The sequence below is a fragment of the Pedobacter sp. AC464 genome (assembly GCF_979253075.1).
The window spans coordinates 162,486-181,161 of sequence record NZ_CEEDBV010000002.1 but is presented as its reverse complement, the minus strand read 5'-3'; the positions used below and the strand labels follow the sequence as shown (position 1 = coordinate 181,161).

The 18,676-nt window shown below is 39.6% G+C and carries 10 protein-coding genes; 8 read left to right on the top strand and 2 right to left on the bottom strand.

The window, feature by feature from the left end:
- Window position 1 precedes the first annotated feature (1 nt).
- The 8 genes from AC0IWT_RS11445 to AC0IWT_RS11410 all read left to right on the top strand — a co-directional run bounded on the left by AC0IWT_RS11445 (window position 2) and on the right by AC0IWT_RS11410 (window position 15,870).
- A complete protein-coding gene (locus AC0IWT_RS11445; protein ID WP_471797313.1) occupies window positions 2-3,358 on the top strand; it encodes a SusC/RagA family TonB-linked outer membrane protein in 3,357 nt (1,118 codons plus the stop codon).
- Between the two features lie 18 nt (window positions 3,359-3,376).
- Window positions 3,377-4,981, top strand: coding sequence for a SusD/RagB family nutrient-binding outer membrane lipoprotein (locus AC0IWT_RS11440; protein ID WP_056870044.1), 1,605 nt, complete (start codon window positions 3,377-3,379; stop codon window positions 4,979-4,981).
- Window positions 4,982-5,035: 54 nt separating this feature from the next.
- A complete protein-coding gene (locus AC0IWT_RS11435) occupies window positions 5,036-5,620 on the top strand; it encodes a redoxin domain-containing protein (RefSeq protein WP_471797312.1) in 585 nt (194 codons plus the stop codon).
- Window positions 5,620-6,954, top strand: a complete 1,335-nt coding sequence (locus tag AC0IWT_RS11430) for a calcium-binding protein (protein ID WP_056870046.1) — start codon at window positions 5,620-5,622, stop codon at window positions 6,952-6,954. Before AC0IWT_RS11435 ends, AC0IWT_RS11430 begins: the two co-directional genes overlap by 1 nt.
- A gap of 113 nt (window positions 6,955-7,067) precedes the next feature.
- Window positions 7,068-10,415 (top strand): VCBS repeat-containing protein, encoded by a 3,348-nt coding sequence (locus AC0IWT_RS11425; RefSeq protein ID WP_471797311.1) that lies wholly within the window; start codon window positions 7,068-7,070, stop codon window positions 10,413-10,415.
- 11 nt (window positions 10,416-10,426) lie between these two features.
- A complete protein-coding gene (locus AC0IWT_RS11420) occupies window positions 10,427-11,749 on the top strand; it encodes a vanadium-dependent haloperoxidase (protein ID WP_471797310.1) in 1,323 nt (440 codons plus the stop codon).
- Window positions 11,749-13,179, top strand: a complete 1,431-nt coding sequence (locus AC0IWT_RS11415; protein ID WP_471797309.1) for an alpha-L-fucosidase — start codon at window positions 11,749-11,751, stop codon at window positions 13,177-13,179. The genes AC0IWT_RS11420 and AC0IWT_RS11415 overlap by 1 nt, the downstream gene beginning before the upstream one ends.
- A gap of 15 nt (window positions 13,180-13,194) precedes the next feature.
- On the top strand, window positions 13,195-15,870 hold the full coding sequence (locus tag AC0IWT_RS11410) for a glycoside hydrolase family 3 N-terminal domain-containing protein (RefSeq protein WP_471797308.1): 2,676 nt from the start codon (window positions 13,195-13,197) through the stop codon (window positions 15,868-15,870).
- A gap of 4 nt (window positions 15,871-15,874) precedes the next feature.
- Here AC0IWT_RS11410 and AC0IWT_RS11405 read toward each other — a convergent pair whose 3' ends face one another.
- Both AC0IWT_RS11405 and bshC read right to left on the bottom strand, forming a co-directional pair.
- Entirely contained in the window at window positions 15,875-16,960 is a 1,086-nt protein-coding gene (locus tag AC0IWT_RS11405; protein ID WP_471797307.1) for an Ldh family oxidoreductase, read from the bottom strand.
- 107 nt (window positions 16,961-17,067) lie between these two features.
- Complete coding sequence (bshC, locus tag AC0IWT_RS11400) at window positions 17,068-18,654, bottom strand: bacillithiol biosynthesis cysteine-adding enzyme BshC (protein ID WP_471797306.1); 1,587 nt, start codon at window positions 18,652-18,654, stop codon at window positions 17,068-17,070.
- Window positions 18,655-18,676: the final 22 nt, after the last annotated feature.

Genomic DNA, 18,676 nt, shown 5'->3' with positions numbered 1-18,676 from the left:
TATGAAAAAAATGTACTTAAAGTGTTTAGGTACGCTGTTGTTATCTATCATAACAATAGCTGCATTTGCACAGAGAACTGTAACTGGAACAGTTAAAGACTCGAGAGGAGGTTCAATACCTGGCGTAAGTGTTGTAGAGAAAGGCACTCAAAATGGAACCTCTACCAACGCTGAGGGTAAATACACACTTAATGTAAAAGATGGCGCAACGCTAATCTTCAGATCAGTAGGCTTGGCAACGCGTGAACTATCCGCTTCAGCTAACCTAACGGTTGTTATGGAAGATGATTCTAAAGTATTAAACGAAGTAATTGTTACCGGTTTTGGTGTAAAGAAAGATGTAAGAAAGTTAAGTTATTCTGCCACTGCAGTTAGTGGTACAGAATTAGCCGAAGCCAATACCGCAAACGTTATTAATGCGTTACAGGGAAAGGTTGCCGGCGTAATGATAAACCAGGGTGCCAGTGGGCCGCAGTCATCTTCAAGAATTAGAATAAGGGGTAATGCCTCTTTAGGTAATAATACACAGCCGCTGATTGTGTTAGATGGGGTGCTTCTTGAACAAGGTACTTCAGGTGCCGATTCATGGGGAGATAATGCAGATTTTGGAAACATAATGAAGAATTTAAACTCAGATGATTTCGAAAATATTACGGTATTAAAAGGTGCTGCTGCTTCTGCTTTATATGGTTCGAAAGCGCAGAATGGTGTTTTGTTAATTTCAACCAAAAAAGGTAGACAAACCAAAGGCCTTGGTGTTTCTGTAGCGCAAACAACATCATTCGATGATGCTTATAAGTTTGTCGACCTGCAAAATCAATATGGCGGTGGTATATCTCCAACTTTTGCAAAAGATGCTAACGGTGTGGATGTTGTAGATCAATCTGCAGGATACTATGTTGGTGGATATTCATTTGGGCCGCGTTTAGATGGCAGAATGGTAAAAGATTTAGATGGCGTGATGCGTCCATGGGTAGCGAACGACCCTTTAGATTTCTTTCAAACGGGAAAATTCATCAATACTAACGTATCTGTTGAAGGTGCATCAGAAAATACAACCTACAGATTATCTTATACCAATTTAAACAACTCCAGCGTTTTACCTGGTAACCGATTAAAAAGAGACGCCTTTGCATTGCGTGCAACGCAAAATATATCGAAAGCAATCTCTATTGATGCGAGTGTTAACTATAGTGTTTCCAATTCGCTTAACCCGGCAAGACAGGGAAGTGGTAATAATCCTTTATTTGCTTTTACTTACTACCGTCCGAGAAATGTTGATATTGCCAGCTATGTTAACAACAATATTAACCCGGTTACAGGCGGCTCGTTAAATTCAAGCAACGCTGCTTTGTATGATCCTTACGGAATCGGTGGTGTAGCTTACACGCTTCAAAATGATAACAGAACACAAAAGGAGAATAATTTAATCGCAAACTTAGATTTCAATATTAAACTTACTCCCTGGTTATCTGGTTTATTGAGAACAAACACAAGCTATTACGGTACGCAGTATGAACGCAAAAACAGAGGTTCGGGTATCGCGTTTGCAGGTGGAGATTATGAACTTACACAGTCGGTAAATAAATCATTTAGAATTCAGGGTTTGTTAAACGCCACGAAAACTTTCGGTACCGATTTTGAATTGAATGCATCACTTGGCGCAGAAACATATCAAAAAAATATCAACAATTCTGGCCTTTACAATACCTCGTTCACCAATGGTGGCTTGAAAATACCAGATGTTTATTCAATATCAAATTCACTAAACCCAGCTAATACAAGAGCATTCCCGAATGCAGGTAAACGTACAGATGCAGTTTATTTATACGGTGACTTATCGTGGAGAAACATGCTTACATTTAACTTTAGTGCAAGAAATGACTGGTCTTCTACGCTTACTTACAGAGATGGTTCAGGCGCATATTCTTACTTCTACCCAAGTGTAGGGCTTTCGTTTGTATTTACAGAACTTCCAGCCTTTAAGGATGGTAATTCTATTCTGTCTTTTGGTAAAATTAGAGCCGCGTATTCTTATACAGGTCTTGATGCTGATGCACAGTACACAAACAGCGCTGGCTATTACAACCTGAATGGAAGTTTCAATAATGCCAACAACGGAAATCAATCGGTTTATGGATTTTCTGATGCGATTTTGAAAAATGCTAACTTAAAAAACCAGTTAACAAAAGAATTGGAAATCGGTGCTGATATCCGTTTCTTTAAAAATCGTTTAGCATTTGATATGTCTTATTACAAAAGAAATTCGACAAATCAAATCTTAAGTTTCTCATTACCAGCAGAGTCTGGAGTTAACTCTCAGGCTTTAAATGCTGGAAATATTCAAAATCAAGGTATTGAGATTCTACTAACAGGCAAGCCAATTGTTTCTAAAGATTTTAACTGGAATGCATCAGTGAACTTCACACGTAACAGAAACAAAATCATTTCACTGGTACCGGGAGTTGATACATACGATTTAGATTTAGCGTTTGGTAACGACATTACTTCAGTTGCTAAAGTGGGTGGCTACTACGGCGAAATTATTACTGGTTCGGCATTTTCTTATTATCAAAAGAAAGATGCAAGCGGTAATCCAGTTGCTAGCCCAAGCAATGGTAAAAAAGTATTGGGTAACACCGGTTATGGTACAACAGGTGGTTACTATACTTTTGTACGTTCGCAAGATTACGACGGGACTAAAAAGGATTTAGGTACAATGATGGAAGATTATTTGGCGAGTACCAGACAGGATTTCTCTTTCAAAAACTTTACTATAGGATTTCAGATTGATGCTAAAATCGGAGGTTTAATGGCTTCAGGAACGCATCAATACGGATCTGCCAATGGCTCTTTCGCAAACTCACTTTTCGGTAGAGATGAGGCATCAGGCGGTATTTCATATACCGATGCAAACGGCGTATTACAACATGATGGTATTATTCCTGATGGCGTGTTAAACGATGGATTAAAAGCTAATGGTGTAGATTTAGGTGGAATGAGTTATGCTGAAGCAGTTAAACAAGGCTTATTAAAACCAATACCTGCCTATGCTTATTATGAAAACCTAAGCCAGTGGTCTAGCGGTATCAGAGAATATTCTGTGTTCGAGAACTCTTGGGTAGCGCTTCGTGAGGTAACTGTTGGTTATTCGGTTCCAAGCAAATATTTGCAAAAAGTTAAATTAAATAGCTTAAGCCTGAATTTAACCGGTAGAAATTTAACATATTTATATAAAACAGCTAAAGATGGCATTAACCCTGAAAGTATTTTCAGTAACAGAGCAGGCGCTTTCGCAGAATACGGAGGTTGGCCACTAGTGAGAAGTTTAGGCTTTAACATCAGGGCATCGTTTTAATTCTTAAATAATACAGATATGAAAATTATAAATAAATCAAAATATTTTTTCTTGATATCTACAGCCCTGTTATTAGGTACAGGCTGTAAGAAGGAAAAATTTGTGGAAGCAAATCTAAATCCTGAAACTTTATACACGATTAAACCAGAAGATCAATTTTTGAAAGCGGCGAGTGGCTCGCAAGATGATTTTGAGTATTTCGCTGATGTTTATCGTGCAGCAAATCTTTGGATGCAGTATAGCACGCTAAATACGGGTAACGGACTAAATTTTAATAACGTTGGTTCTCAATTTAATACCCGCTACAGCAAAATATTTTATGGTCGTTTGGCACCAGCTTTGGTTGATGCAATGAAGAACATAGAATCGATGCCGGATGCAGACAGAAATGCAAGGGTTAAAATGAAAGCGATTTCTCAAGTCCTTTTATCGTACTATGCATTCTATGTTAGTGATATAAACGGCAGCATTCCTTATACTCAGGCATTTCAGGCCAGGTATGGTGGAACCATCACGCCGGCTTATGATACTCAGCAAGCAGTTTTTGCAAAAGTTGATGAAGAATTAAAAGCATCGGTTGCAACTTTAAAATCGAATCAGGCGGCAACGCAGATAAGCCTTGGCGGTAACGATCCATTCTTTAATGGAGATGTGGTTTCATGGACAAAAGCCGCGAATGCTTTACGTCTTAAAATCGCAGCACGTTTGATGAAGGTTGACCCGGCCAAAATGAAAGCAATTGCAACAGAAGTTTTGGCAGATCCGGTACAAATGACTGCACCGAGCGATTCTTGGATGCTTAAAGTTGGACCTACCTTTGCTGATGCATCAGGAAACTACAACCCAGGAAACTTTGCAGCTGGTAAACCGGTGTTAGATTTTATGGTTGCTAAAGGTGATCCAAGATTATCTATATACTACCGTCCAAATCAGGCTGGAAATTATGTAGGAAGTTTTACGAGCCCGGATGCAGCAAAATTACCTGCAAACGCGGCATTGTATTCATCAATTAATAATCTATCGCAATTACAGCACAGATTGTTTACGCCAAATTACAACGAAAATGATGGTTTAGGAGCTGGTACGGGAAAAGGTTTCTTCCCTATCTTAACCTATGCAGAGTATTGCTTCCTTAGAGCAGATTTTGCGGCACGTGGTGTTACAACCGATGTAGCAGAAAACTGGTACAAAAATGGTGTTTACGCATCTGTTCAGTTTTACAGCGATAGAGCTGTTGACGCAAAAATTTCGAATTTCAACGCTGTTGCAACTTCGAGTGTAGATGCCTATTACAATCAGGTTGGGGTGAAATTTGATGCAGCTAAAGCGGCAGAACAAATTGCTTGTCAGGCTTACCTTGATTTTTACAGACAACCGCTTGAAGCATGGGCATGGTGGAAAAGAACTGGTTTCCCAAATACCACTTCGGTGTTAGCTTGGTCTGAACTGAAAGCAAATGGAACAATTTTACCATTAGCTCGCAGGGCAGGTATCGAAATTTTAAGCTCTTCAAACTTAAACTATGCTAACCAACAGGCTGCTATAGCAGAAATGGCTAAAAACCCTGACTTTGGCGCTGGTCCGAACGACGCTTTCGGCCGCGTTTGGTGGGACAAAAAATAATTGCTAATATTAAAACCCCTAATAGTTTATTAGGGGTTTTTTAATATCAACACAATGAAGCTAATAAAGTTATCCATTGCAGTAGTAACTTTCATTGCCATACTTTTTAATGCTGAATTTGCCAGTTCACAGAACTTTGCATCAGTTTCGGGAATTAAATCCATTAATTTAGTTGGGGTAGATGGTAAGGCTGGCAAAATTAGTTTAAGCAAACCGGTAGTACTCATTTTTTTAAGTCCGGAATGCCCTTTATGCAAAAACTACTTACCAGGCCTGGTTAAACTCCAAAACTCGAATAAACAAATTACCTTTTATGGAATCGTTCCGGGTAAAAGTTATTCATTAAAAGAAATTAAGGCGCTTAAAGCTGATTATCAAATTAATTTTGAATTATTAAGCGACCGCGATAAAAAAATATCGAAATATTTAAAAGCGACAACTACACCAGAGGTTTTTCTCATAAATACAACAGGTGCCATCACCTACAAGGGCATGATAGATAACTGGCCTACATCCTTAGGTAAAACACGATTAGTGGTTACCCAAAAGTATTTGGAAGATGCCATATCCGATTTGTTAAAAGGAAAAATTAGTTATAAAGAAACAACTCCTATCGGATGTTTAATAAATGATATATAATGAATAAATTATTTTATTATATTTTTAAAGGCATTGTAGCCATGTTCATTGTATGTGTTTGCGTAGCCAAAGCAAACGCACAAAAGGTTACTTATTATAAAGACGTTGCCCGTATTATTCAAAATAAATGTCAGCCATGCCACCGGCCGGGCGAGGCGGCGCCATTTTCGTTGTTAACTTACGAGGATGTTGCAAAACGAGGCAGCTTTGTAAAAAAGGTAACTCAGTCGGGCTACATGCCACCATGGAAACCAGATAATCACTACAGAGACTTTAAAAACGACCGCTCTTTAACGGCCGGAGAAAAGCAGCTAATTGCGAAATGGGTTGATGATAAAATGCCAATTGGAAATCCAAATCAATTTCAGCAAAAAGATGCTAAAACTTATATTGAAGGAACCCAATACACCCGTACTCCAGACCTCACTTTAAAAACGGCCTCTGCTTTCAAGGTTTTAGGCGACAACAAGGAGCGATTTATTGTGTTCAAAATTCCTTTCGATATTGGTTCAGAACGCAATGTGGAAGCCATAGAATTCATTTCATCAAATAAAAAGGTAGTTCATCATGCCAACTTCGCCATTCATCCGGTGCCGGATGATATCGATATAAAACAGGGAGCCGATTTTTTGAACCTTACTGAAGACGACAGAACCAAGTACGCACAGTATTTTCCATTTAAAAAAACCATGACTTACTATGGAGGCTGGATTCCAGGAACGTCATACGAATCGTATCCTAATAATTTTGGATGGATTATGCCCAAACGCGGGGTAATATTGTTAACCGTCCACTTTGCGCCAACATCAAAAGAAGAGAGCAATGTTTCAGGAATAAACTTTTTTTTCAAAAAGGAACCTATAGAAAGAAAGGTACAGGTTATCAGTCTGGGCTCTGCCGGCGTCGGCGAAAAATCGATTGACCCATATTTTTTTATCCCTGCAGATTCAATAAGAAAATTTGAGCTGAAGATTACAACACCGCAAGACCAATCTTTGCTTTACATTTGGCCGCACATGCATTACCTGGGCAAGGTTTTTAAGGCTTATGCGGTAACTCCTGCCCGTGATACAGTGAAATTGGTCTCTATCCCTTCCTGGGATTTCAGATGGCAGGAAATTTATCAGTTCAAAAAGCTTATTAAAATACCAAAGGGCTCTGTGTTAACCATTGAGGGTACCTACGATAACTCGAAAGATAATCCAGATAACCCGAGCAGCCCGCCACGAAACGTTTATTCAGCCAATGACATGAAATCGACGGATGAAATGATGACATTATTGCTGGTGTTTCTGCCGTATCGAGAACATGACGAAGAAATTATTTTAAAATAGCGCACAGCTACATCGAAGACTAACCTTATCGCCCGAAACATTTTTTGATGCATTCTTTCTGATTGCTGATGAAATTTATTGCCAGAGAAAACATCCCAGCAAATTAAAACATTATGAAAATTAAATTATTTGTTCCAGCCCTGTTTTCTGTTTTAATATTTACCGTGGGTTTGGTTAAGGCACAAAACACGCTTTTTACGTTGATGCTTTCTAAAGAAACGAATATCAGTTTTGTAAATAAGGTAATAGAAACGGATTCATTGCATATCATGAATTACGAATATCTTTATAATGGATCAGGGGTGGGTATTGCGGATTTTAATGGTGATGGACTGTGTGACATATTCTTTTCATCAAACTCAGGCGACAATAAGTTGTACCTTAACAAAGGCAATTTTAAGTTCGACGACATCACGAATAAGGCTGGCGTAAAGGGAAATGGCACCTGGGCAACGGGTGTTAGTGTGGTAGACATTAATGGCGACGGTTTGCCTGATATTTATGTATGCCATTCGGGCAAGTTCCCTGATGATAAGCTTAAAAATGAGCTTTTTATTAACCTGGGTTTAAAAGCCGGGCAGCCTGTTTTTAAAGAAATGGCGACCGCTTATGGCCTTGATGCCGTTGGAACTCAATCTACCCAGGCGGCGTTTTTTGATTACGATAATGATGGCGATTTAGACATGTTTCTGCTCAATCACTCCAATCAAACCTATAAACCCTTCTTAAATACCAGAAAAACACGGGCAACCCCAAATATGAAATTTGGAAACCGCCTGTTCAGACATGATTCCAAAGATGGTAAGCCTGCTTTTTTGGACGTTACATTAAGTTCGGGAATTATAAATAATGCCTTAAATTTTGGACTAAGCGTTACCGTAAGCGATATAAATAATGATGGCTGGCCTGATGTTTATACATCCAGTGATTATACCGAACAAGATTGCCTGTACATAAATAATAAAAACGGCACTTTTTCCGAGCGCATCCGGCATTCATTAAAGCATATATCCAAGTATTCGATGGGCGCTGATATAGCCGATTACAACAATGATTCGAGGCCCGATATTGTTACCTTGGATATGTTGCCGGAAGATAATCGCCGGCAAAAACTACTCAAAGGCGCTGATGAATACGACCAGTATCATTTATTGTTAGATAGCGGTTACTATAAACAGCAAATGCGAAATATGCTGCATTTAAATGAAGGTACCGCAGAGGATGGGTATTTGCGCTTTAGTGAAATCGGGCAGCTGGCTGGTGTTTCCAATACCGATTGGAGCTGGGCACCACTTTTTGCCGATTTTGACAATGATGGTTGGAAAGATTTATTTATATCCAATGGCTATCTGAGGGATTTTACCGATATGGATTTTCTAAAATATACGGTTTCAAATGCGCAAAAGGAGTCGTTAAAGCAGGGAAATTTGAAATTTCAGACATTCGATTTGGTGAAAAAAATGCCTTCGAATCAAATTTCTAATTATATTTTTTCCAATAACCGAAACTTAACCTTTACCAATAAAACAATAGATTGGGGTATTTCTGCACCTTCTGTATCTAATGGTTCTGCCTACGCAGATTTGGATAATGATGGAGATTTGGATTTGATAATTTGTACCATTAACGCTCCTGTAATGGTCTATAAAAATAACGCAGAACAATCCAAATCCAATTATTTAAAAATCAAATTAGTAGGTTTTGGATTAAATACGGAAGCTTTGGGTGCCAAAATTTATATAAAGTCGGCAGAGAACTCGCAATACCAGGAAAAATATGTCGTACGTGGTTACCAATCAAGCGTAGATCCAATAAACTGCTTCGGGTTGGGAAGCCAAAATAAGGCAGATCGCGTTAGAGTTGTTTGGCCAGATGGGAAGGAAAGTTTGCTACAAAACGTAAAATCCAATCAATTGCTCACGATCAGATACGAGGAAGCCAAAATCATAAAAAATGATGCTGTTGCGAAAAAGCCTGTTTTTACTGATGTAACAGTGCAATCTCATTTACAATACAAGCATGTAGAAAATGAATTTATTGATTTTAAAGGGGAAACCCTGTTGCCTTACCAGTTGTCGAAATTTGGTCCGGCTATGGCTAAAGCAGACGTTAATAAGGACGGACTTGAAGATGTCTTTATTGGCGGCGCAATCGGCCAACCGGGAAAGTTATTTATAGCGCAGAAAGATGGAAGTTTCAATGTTGCTGATTCCAAATGTTGGGAAGAAGATGCACAAAGCGAAGATGTAAACGCCGTTTTTTTCGATGCCAATGGCGATGGGTCAGTTGATTTATGGGTTGTAAGTGGTGGCAATGAATATGACGACGGTGCGCCTGAATATCAGGACCGCCTATATTTAAACGATGGTAAAGGCAATTTTAGCAAAGCTAAAGGCGCTTTACCTAAAATGTTAAGTAGTAAGCAGGCAATTTCTACCGGTGATTTTGATAACGACGGAAAAATAGATGTTTTTGTCGGTGGTATGAGTAAACCGGGGTCGTTTCCCTTATGCAGCAAAAGTTTCTTGCTTAAAAATGAAACCGCAAACGGTGTTGTCAAATTTATAGATATAACCAAAGAACTTGCACCAGAATTGGAATATCCCGGGATGGTGGTTACGGCACTCTGGCAAGACTTAAATAAAGATGGTTACCCCGAACTTTTAATAGGGGGCGATTGGATGCCGTTGATGATATTTAAAAATAGTAAGGGCAGCTTAAAACAAGATGAAGATGCTGGGTTAAAAAATACCGAAGGGATGTGGAGCAAGATTTCTGCCATGGACGTAAATGGCGATGGTAAGATGGACTTTGTGGTAGGCAATTGCGGCATAAATAATCAATACAAAACAACGCAAGAACAACCAATGACGATTTTTGCTGCCGATTTTAATAAAGACGGCGTTTTAGATCCCATCATGTGCTACTATATACAAGGCAAAAACTACCCGATGGCTTCGAGAGACGAACTACTCGACCAGATGGTTCAGTTCAAAAAGAAATTCTTAAATTATCGGTCTTACGCTGAGGTTTCTATAGATCAGCTGTTCACTCCTGAGCAAATAGATAAAAGTCAAAAATTTTATTGCAAACAGCTTCAATCACTTATACTGATTAATGACGGTAATGGAAAATTCTCTGTAAAACCCTTACCTGTTGAAGCTCAATTTTCGAGAGTTTGGGGAATTGTGATCGATGATTTTGATAAAGACGGCATAAAAGATATCGTGTTGAGCGGGAATTTTTATCCTTACAGGGTTCAGCTCGGGCAGGCTGATGCAAGTTTGGGTTTGCTTTTAACTGGCGATGGAAAAGGGAACTTCAAAGCTGTCTCTCCCTATGAATCGGGGCTGTATATTGATGGCGATGTTCGCAATATGCTCGAAATTAATGGCCCTTCAAAGCGAATCATTGTAGTCAAAAACAACGATGAAGCACAAGTAATTAAAGTTAATAACTAATAAACTGAATCATGAAAACCTGTTTAACCCTTTTGTTTTTTTGTATTCACATAACTGTAAATGCCCAATGGCAAAGTAGTGAAAGCGACCCAACACCTTTGCACAGGTCGCAAAAAGCGCTGTCTGATGTTATTGTAAATGATATATTTTCACCTCCCGTTGCGAGCCGGATTTTTGTTTACGCAAACATAGCCGCCTATGAGGTTCAAGCTAAAAAAGATAAGCAGTTATTGTCTTTAACCGGCCAGTTAAACGGTTTTAGCGGTATACCGAATCTCAGTCCCAAGCAGATAAGCTATTCATTGTCATCAACTTATGCATATTGGCAGGTTGCTAAAAGGCTTGTTTTTTCTGATGCGGTAGCGCTCGATAGCCTAAACAGCATATTAAAATGGTATAAAACGAAAGGTTATCCGGACGATGTTGTAGAAAATTCTATGGCGTATGGAAAAACAGTTGCCGATTCTATTTTATTCTGGGTTGATAAAGATAATTATAAGGAAACCCGAAAATCAAGACGCTACAGCATTGTAAAAAAAGAAGGTAACTGGGCGCCAACGCCTCCGGGCTATATGCCTGCCGTTGAACCTTACTGGAATAAGATCAGGCCACTTTTTTTAAAAACAGCTGATCAGTTTAAACCTGCCGCTCCACCAGTTTACAGCAAAGATAAAGACAGTCCGTTTTATGCAAACGCTAACGAGGTATACCTCACGGTTAAGAATCTAAATAGTCAGAATCTAAGTATTGCCAAATTTTGGGATTGTAACCCGTTTTTTTTAAATGTAAACGGGCACATGAATTATGCAACGAAAAAGATATCGCCAGGGGCACATTGGATATCCATTGCCGGCATTGCCTGCAGAACGAAAAAACTAAGCTATGCGCAAAGCAGCTACACTTATACTGCTACATGCATTTCGCTTTTCGATGCCTTTATCAGTTGTTGGGATGAAAAATACAGGCGTAATTACATCAGGCCTGAAACTTTTATAAATGCCAATATTGATGAAAGCTGGCAACCTATTCTACAAACACCACCTTTTCCCGAATATCCAAGCGGACATAGCGTTGCATCTACAGCTGCGGCGGTGGTTTTAACCAAAATTTTTGGCGATAATTTTAACTTTGACGACAATACCGAAATCGACTATGGCCTGCCCGTAAGAAAGTTTGCTTCGTTTAATGATGCTGCAAATGAAGCGGCTATAAGCAGGCTGTACGGCGGCATTCATTATAGGCCTGCAATAGAAAACGGGCAAGTGCAGGGTAGGGCTATAGCCGCTTACCAGCTGCAAAATGTAAAAATGAAAAAAAATAATTCAAAAATGTAATGAAGGTAAAATACATTTTATTAACAAGTTTAATTGCAATAGCTAAGCTTGCAAGCGCCCAGCAAAACGACATTATGCCACAATCTTCGCATTACGAAGCGCCGGCTGATCCATTAGTGAAAAAGAAATTAGATAACTGGCAGGATAAAAAGTTTGGAATGATTATTCATTGGGGATTGTATGCAGTTCCAGGTATTATAGAATCATGGTCTATTTGTTCTGAAGATTGGATTGAGCGAGACTCGACTATCTCTTATGATGACTACAAGAAATGGTACTGGGATTTTAGCAAAAAGTTTAATCCTACAAAGTTCGACCCAACCCAGTGGGCAAAAGCAGGAAAGGACGCAGGCATGAAATACCTCGTATTTACAACCAAGCACCACGACGGTTTTGCCATGTTTGATACAAAACAATCTGATTTTAGTATAGCTAAAGGCCCATTTGCCAACAACCCTAAAGCTGATGTTGCTAAATATGTTTTCGACGCTTTTAGAAAGGAAGGTTTTATGATTGGTGCTTACTTCTCTAAACCCGACTGGCATTCTCAATATTATTGGTGGCAGAAATACGCTACGGCGGACAGAAACAACAATTACGACATAAGAAAATATCCGTGGAGATGGAATAAATTTAAGGATTTCACCTACAACCAAATCGGCGAGCTGATGCACAATTATGGTAACGTAGATATTTTGTGGCTTGATGGTGGCTGGGTTCGTCCACTCGAATCCGTTAATGCAGAAGTTTTGTCCTGGGGCGCAAATATCCCAAAATGGAGTCAGGACATTGATATGCCAAAAATTGCAGACATGGCACGAAAAGCGCAGCCTGGTTTAATTATGGTGGATAGAACCGTTCACGGGCCCTATGAAAATTACCAAACTCCTGAACAAAAGATTCCCGAAAAACAGTTAGACTATCCTTGGGAAAGTTGCATGACGTTGGGTGGGGCATGGGGATTTGTGCCAAACGACAACTACAAATCTGCTTCGGAAGTTATTAATAAGTTGGTGGAAATTGTAGCAAAAGGTGGCAGCTTGCTGCTAGGCGTCGGGCCAAAACCTGACGGAACTTTTCCTGCTGAGGTGACAAAAAAACTAGAAGATATTGGAAAGTGGACCTCCATCAATGGTAAGGCCATTTACAATACAAGGGCTGCAAAAAACTACCACAGCGGGCAAACCTGGTTTACACAGGCTAAGGATGGTAAAAAACTTTTTGCAATCTATTGCTTAACAGCTGATGAGAAGTTGCCAGCTAAAATTAACTGGAGCGGGAATGTACCAAAGAAAGGATCGGATGTTAAACTAATTTCGACGGGTAAAAACGTAAAATGGAAGGAAGCGAACGGAACTGTTAGTTTAGAGATTCCAAAAAATATAAATTCAAATTCTGCTCTGGCTTTTGAGTTTAGTCCTCAAAACTAATATTAAAATTATAAAATGAAATCCCAAACCGTTATCATCCTCCTTATTTTAATTACTTTAAATGGTAGCTTATTTGCCCAGCAAAACAAAATCAATACGCAGGCAAATTATAAAAATCCAAAAATAGGTATCGATGAACGGGTAAAGGATCTTTTATCGAGGATGACGCCTGAGGAAAAATTCTGGCAGCTATTTATGGTTCCGGGCGATGTTAACGGAATAAAAAATGGTATCTATAAAAACGGAATTTTTGGACTTCAAATTAGTGCACAGTCGGGCGGTGGCGGCGAAGCCCAGCAAATGTTGAGTTACAATTCAACTGAGAATGCCTTTACGCTCGCGAAAAAAGTAAATCAGCTTCAGCGTTATTTTTTAAAAGAGACAAGGCTTGGCATTCCAATGCTCGTTTTCGACGAGGCTTTACATGGTTTAGTACGACAAGGCGCAACAGCTTTTCCTCAGTCGATTGGTCTTGCAGCTACCTTTGACACCTTAATGATGGCCCAAATAGGCAAATCCATCGCCAAGGAAGCGAAATTAAGGGGTATTCGAGATGTGTTAGCGCCTGTTATCAACATTGCCGATGATGTGCGTTGGGGGAGAACGGAAGAAACTTATGGCGAAGATCCATATTTAACAAAGGTACTCGGGCACGCTTTCATGAATGCAATAGAAAGGGAAAATGTGGTCGTAACGCCGAAGCATTTCATTGCTAATGTTGGAGATGGTGGCCGGGACAGTTACCCAATAGAAAAGAATGAAAGATTTTTAGAGGAAATTCATTTCCCGGCATTTAAGGATGCGGTTGAAAATGTAAACATTCGTTCGGTGATGACTTCTTACAACAGCGTTGATGGAACGCCCGCTACGTCAAATCACTGGCTTTTAACGGATGTTTTAAAAAAGCAATGGGGTTTCAAGGGTTTTGTAATTTCGGATGCCGGCGCAGTAGGAGGGGCGAATGTGCTCCACAACACTGCAGCTAATTATGAAGAAGCAACGGTACAAGCGTTTAACGGTGGCCTCGATGTTATTTTTCAGGTTGAGTATGACCATTACAAGCTTTTCATTCCTCCCTTTCTAAATGGTAGCATCCCTCAGAAAAGAATAGACGATGCTGTTTCAAGGGTATTGCGTGCAAAATTCGAGTTAGGTCTTTTTGAAAATCCTTACGTTTCTGAAAGCGATGCCAAGGCTTCGCTAACTGATTTTTCTAATAAAAAACTGGTTAAACAAGCGGCTTTGGAATCTTTTGTTTTGCTAAAAAACAACAAACAGGTTTTGCCTTTAAAGCAACAATCAAACATTTTGGTATTAGGTGAAGATGCAACTGAAGCTCGTTTGGGTGGATACAGTGGCACAGGAAAAGGGAAAATCAGTATTTTGGATGGTATCAAAAGTTACGCAAAAAATGTGGTCGTTAATTATACGCAGGGAAGTTTTCGCACCATTCAAGATTATGTGGTAATAGATTCAACTTTTTTGTTTTCAGGCGGTAAGAAGGGTTTATCAGCAGAATATTTTAATTCTACAGATTTATCGGGAGCGCCCGTGTTTAAAAGAATTGATAAACGAGTGGATTTTATGTGGACGCTCTATGCTCCTGATGAGCATTTGAGTAGCGACAATTATTCTGTTCGATGGCAGGGTGACTTAAAGGCCCCCAAATCAGGAACCTATAAAATCGGTTTGGAAGGAAACGATGGTTACCGCTTATTTATCAATGGCAATTTGCTTATAGACCAGTGGGATAAGCGTTCTTACCACACAAGGTTGGCAGATTTTACATTCGAGGGGAACAAATCTTATCCGGTTAAAATTGAATTTAGGGAACCTAAAGGAAATGCGCACATTAAGTTGGTTTGGAACTACGAGGTTGAAGATAAAGCATTTTCTGAGCTTGAAAAAGCGAAAAATCTGGCTAAAGATGCCGACATAGTTGTAATTGCAGCTGGTATAAAAGAAGGTGAGTTTCTCGACAGGGCAATGCTGAATTTACCCGGAAACCAGGAGAAACTGATTAAGGAAATGGCAAAAACAGGCAAGCCGATAGTTGTTTTACTGGTTGGCGGGAGCGCGATAAACATGCAAAACTGGATTGAAGATGTACCGGCGATTTTAAATGTCTGGTACCCCGGTGAGGCTGGTGGAACTGCCGTCGCTGAAACCTTGTTCGGCAATTCCAATCCATCTGGAAAACTTCCTATAACTTACCCCGTACATGAAGCGCAATTGCCGCTGGTATATAACCATAAACCAACTGGCCGTGGCGATGATTACAATAATTTAAGTGGTGAAGCACTGTTTCCGTTTGGCTACGGTTTAAGTTATACTCAGTTTAAGTATAGCGAATTAACGCTTGAGAAAAAAAGAATTAAGGCTGGCGACAAGGTTTATGTAAAGTTCAAACTTAAAAACACAGGCAATTATGACGGCACTGAAGTGGTTCAGCTATACCTCCGGGATATTTTGTCGAGCGTTGCACAACCCGTTTTGGCGCTTAAAAATTTTAAAAGAGTTTACCTTAAAGCCGGAGAGGAGCAGGAAGTTACACTCGAGCTAGGCCCTGAGGCATTTCAGATACTCAATAAGCAATTGAAATGGGAAATTGAACCTAGCGACTTCAGAATAATGATCGGTTCATCTAGCAAGGATTTACAGTTGAAAGCTAATCTGACGGTCGAAAAATAAAAAATTATTTTAAGCCTTCAATTTTTAATTTCTGGGCAAGTTCATTTAAATCGTTTACTACAACATCAATTAGAGGGATTCCGTTTACCTTTCTTTCCTCTTCAAACTTATGTTCAGGCTCACCCGGAATAATTACTTTTTTATCGGCATCTACTGTTTTTGCACTTTTAAAACGATATATCCAATTGTCTAAATGTTCTTTAAAGTCGGCCGCAGGTCGGAAACCGTCTACACGCATTGCACCTAAAAAGTGGCCAAGCCCTTCGCCAACAGGGTTTGCCGACGGTTCTAAAAAGGCAACAAAAGGCGGTACCCAGGGGCCATAATTTGCGCCCGAAAGCACTGCCGATAAAATATCGACTGTTGCACTCAATCCATAACCTTTGTGGCTGCCGTGGTCTTTATCACTCCCTAAAGGTAACAGCGAACCGCCATTTTTTAATTCATTCGGGTCGTTTGAGTTTTCTCCATTTTTATCCTGAACCCAGCCGTCAGGAATACTTTTATTTGCCCGCTGGGCAATTTCCAGTTTACCATTTGCGGCGGCAGCTGTAGCCATATCTACAACTACAGCAGGATTTTTTCCGGCCGGGAAAGCATAACACATTGGGTTTGTACCCAACAACCTTTCGTTGGCGTAAGTTGGCGCAACCAGCGGACTGGCGTTCGTCATACTGATGCCTATCATATCTTTCTCTACAGCCATTAAAGCATGGTAACCGGCAATGCCAAAGTGGTTTGAATTTTTAACTGAAACCCAGCCAGTACCATATTTTTCAGCCTTCTCGATTGCTACTTTCATTGCAAAAGGTGCCACAACCAAGCCTAAACCGGCATCACCATCAACGGTAGCGGTTGTTGGCGTTTCATGTACAATTCTGATATCAGGCGTTGCATTAATTCTATTTTTCTCCCATAACCTTACATAACCACTTAAGCGAGCAACGCCATGAGAATCAATTCCACGTAAATCTGAGCGCACCAAAACATCGGTTGCCAACTCGGCATGTTCATCAGAACAACCCATTTTTTTGAAAACGCTGTAGGTAAAAGCCCTAAGGTTGGTTTCGGTAAAGGTTATAAAGTTCATTCTTATTTGTTGATTAAGGAACACAGCATAAATTACAACGCTTAGCTTTTTAATATAACGCCTTTATGTTATTGGCTAAAGTTGAATATTACAGCTGTTATATTTCTTTATGGTAAAAGTAGCGTAAAATCGCCACCCAATGGTTCGAAATTTTCTATACAGGATGACAGAAAATCTTCACCATAATTTACATACATAGGCGCAATGTTTAAAATCCTCTCTTGAAGCGTTCCGTTTGGAAAAAGCCTTTTCTTTACATTTTCAATCTGCATCAAAGCAGTTTCATGTTTACGCTTTTCTGCCCTGAATAATTTCTTTTCAAGATTAGCTAAAAGGTGATTCGTTTTTTGCTTCGCTGTATCTGTTGAAACCGAAAGCGTTTTGTCAATTTTGTAAGCATTAAGCTTTATTTGGTCAAAAATGCTGTTTATAGCCCTCGTTTCATCCGCCAGGGCGAGTTGAGCAGTAGAGTTGCGTCTCACCCAGATGTTTTTTAACTCTTCAACCGGCAAGAAAATGTCTTCCAGTGCAAAACCTAAATTATACAGGTTTTCGGCACTCCGTTTATCGATAAGTAACGCCGAATTTCTGAGCAGCAATACCGGAAAATCAACCTTATAGAAATCGAAATTAGCCTTCAATTGCATCCAGTAAGCAACTTCAGCCCCACCACCAATGTAGGCGATGTTTGGCAAAATAACTTCCTGGTACATCGGGCGCATTACCACATTCGGACTAAATCTTTCGGGATGGTTACTAATTTCAGCTTTTAACTCCTCTTCAGAAAAACTGATATCAGTATGATTCACCTTATATTGCCCATTTTCAAAAATCAGTCGCTCGCGGAGTTCGTCTTTAAGGTAAAAGAAATTTATATCCCGGCCGTTAACCTGGCTTTTATAACCTAATGATTCGAGTTCAGCAGAGCTTTCGCTAATGTTTTTTGAACTGTTATGCTGAGTAATATCGGCGGTAACAAAGCCCGAAAACAGTTTTTTTAGCGAAGGCTCATCTGCGTTAACAATAACGAGGCCGTATTTTTCGAAGAGATTATTAACTAAATATCTGGTGGCATCTGCAAGGTTATCATGTTGTAAATAAGCTTGTTGAACGAGTTTTGCAATCCGTTTTCCATTTTTAGAAATGCCAAGGTAACCCTGATAAGCCAACACGGCTGCGGCAACCGTTTTTGTGCTTAATCTGCCGGTAGCGCCGTTGGTATTTTGTATCCAACTAATATTTTTTTCATCAACACTTACATGGTTAATCTCGTCGAAATCATGGTCTTCTGTTGCCATCCAATAAACAGGAACAAAATTTTTATCCGGGTGTGCTATTTTCAGTTCGATGGCCAAATTTATGGCTGTTACAATTTTATAAATAAAATAAAGCGGACCGGTAAAAAGGTTTAATTGGTGGCCGGTAGTTACTGTAAAAGTGTTATCTGATGCGAGAAGCTCAATATTTTTTGTTACAGATTTGTTGGCTGCAATATGCCTGTATTGATGTTTTAGTACATCAGCCAAAACATTTCTATCGCCCAGAAACTTTCGTTTTTCAATCGCTTCAGCCAGGCCTTCCATGTCGGGCCGGTAACTGTAAAAAGCTTTGAGCGCCTCTTCGTTGTTAATATAATCTAAAACTAACTTCGAAAAGGAACCGGTTTCCTGGTAGGAAATGTATTTTGCCTGCATAATTAGCGAAAGTAATGCAATT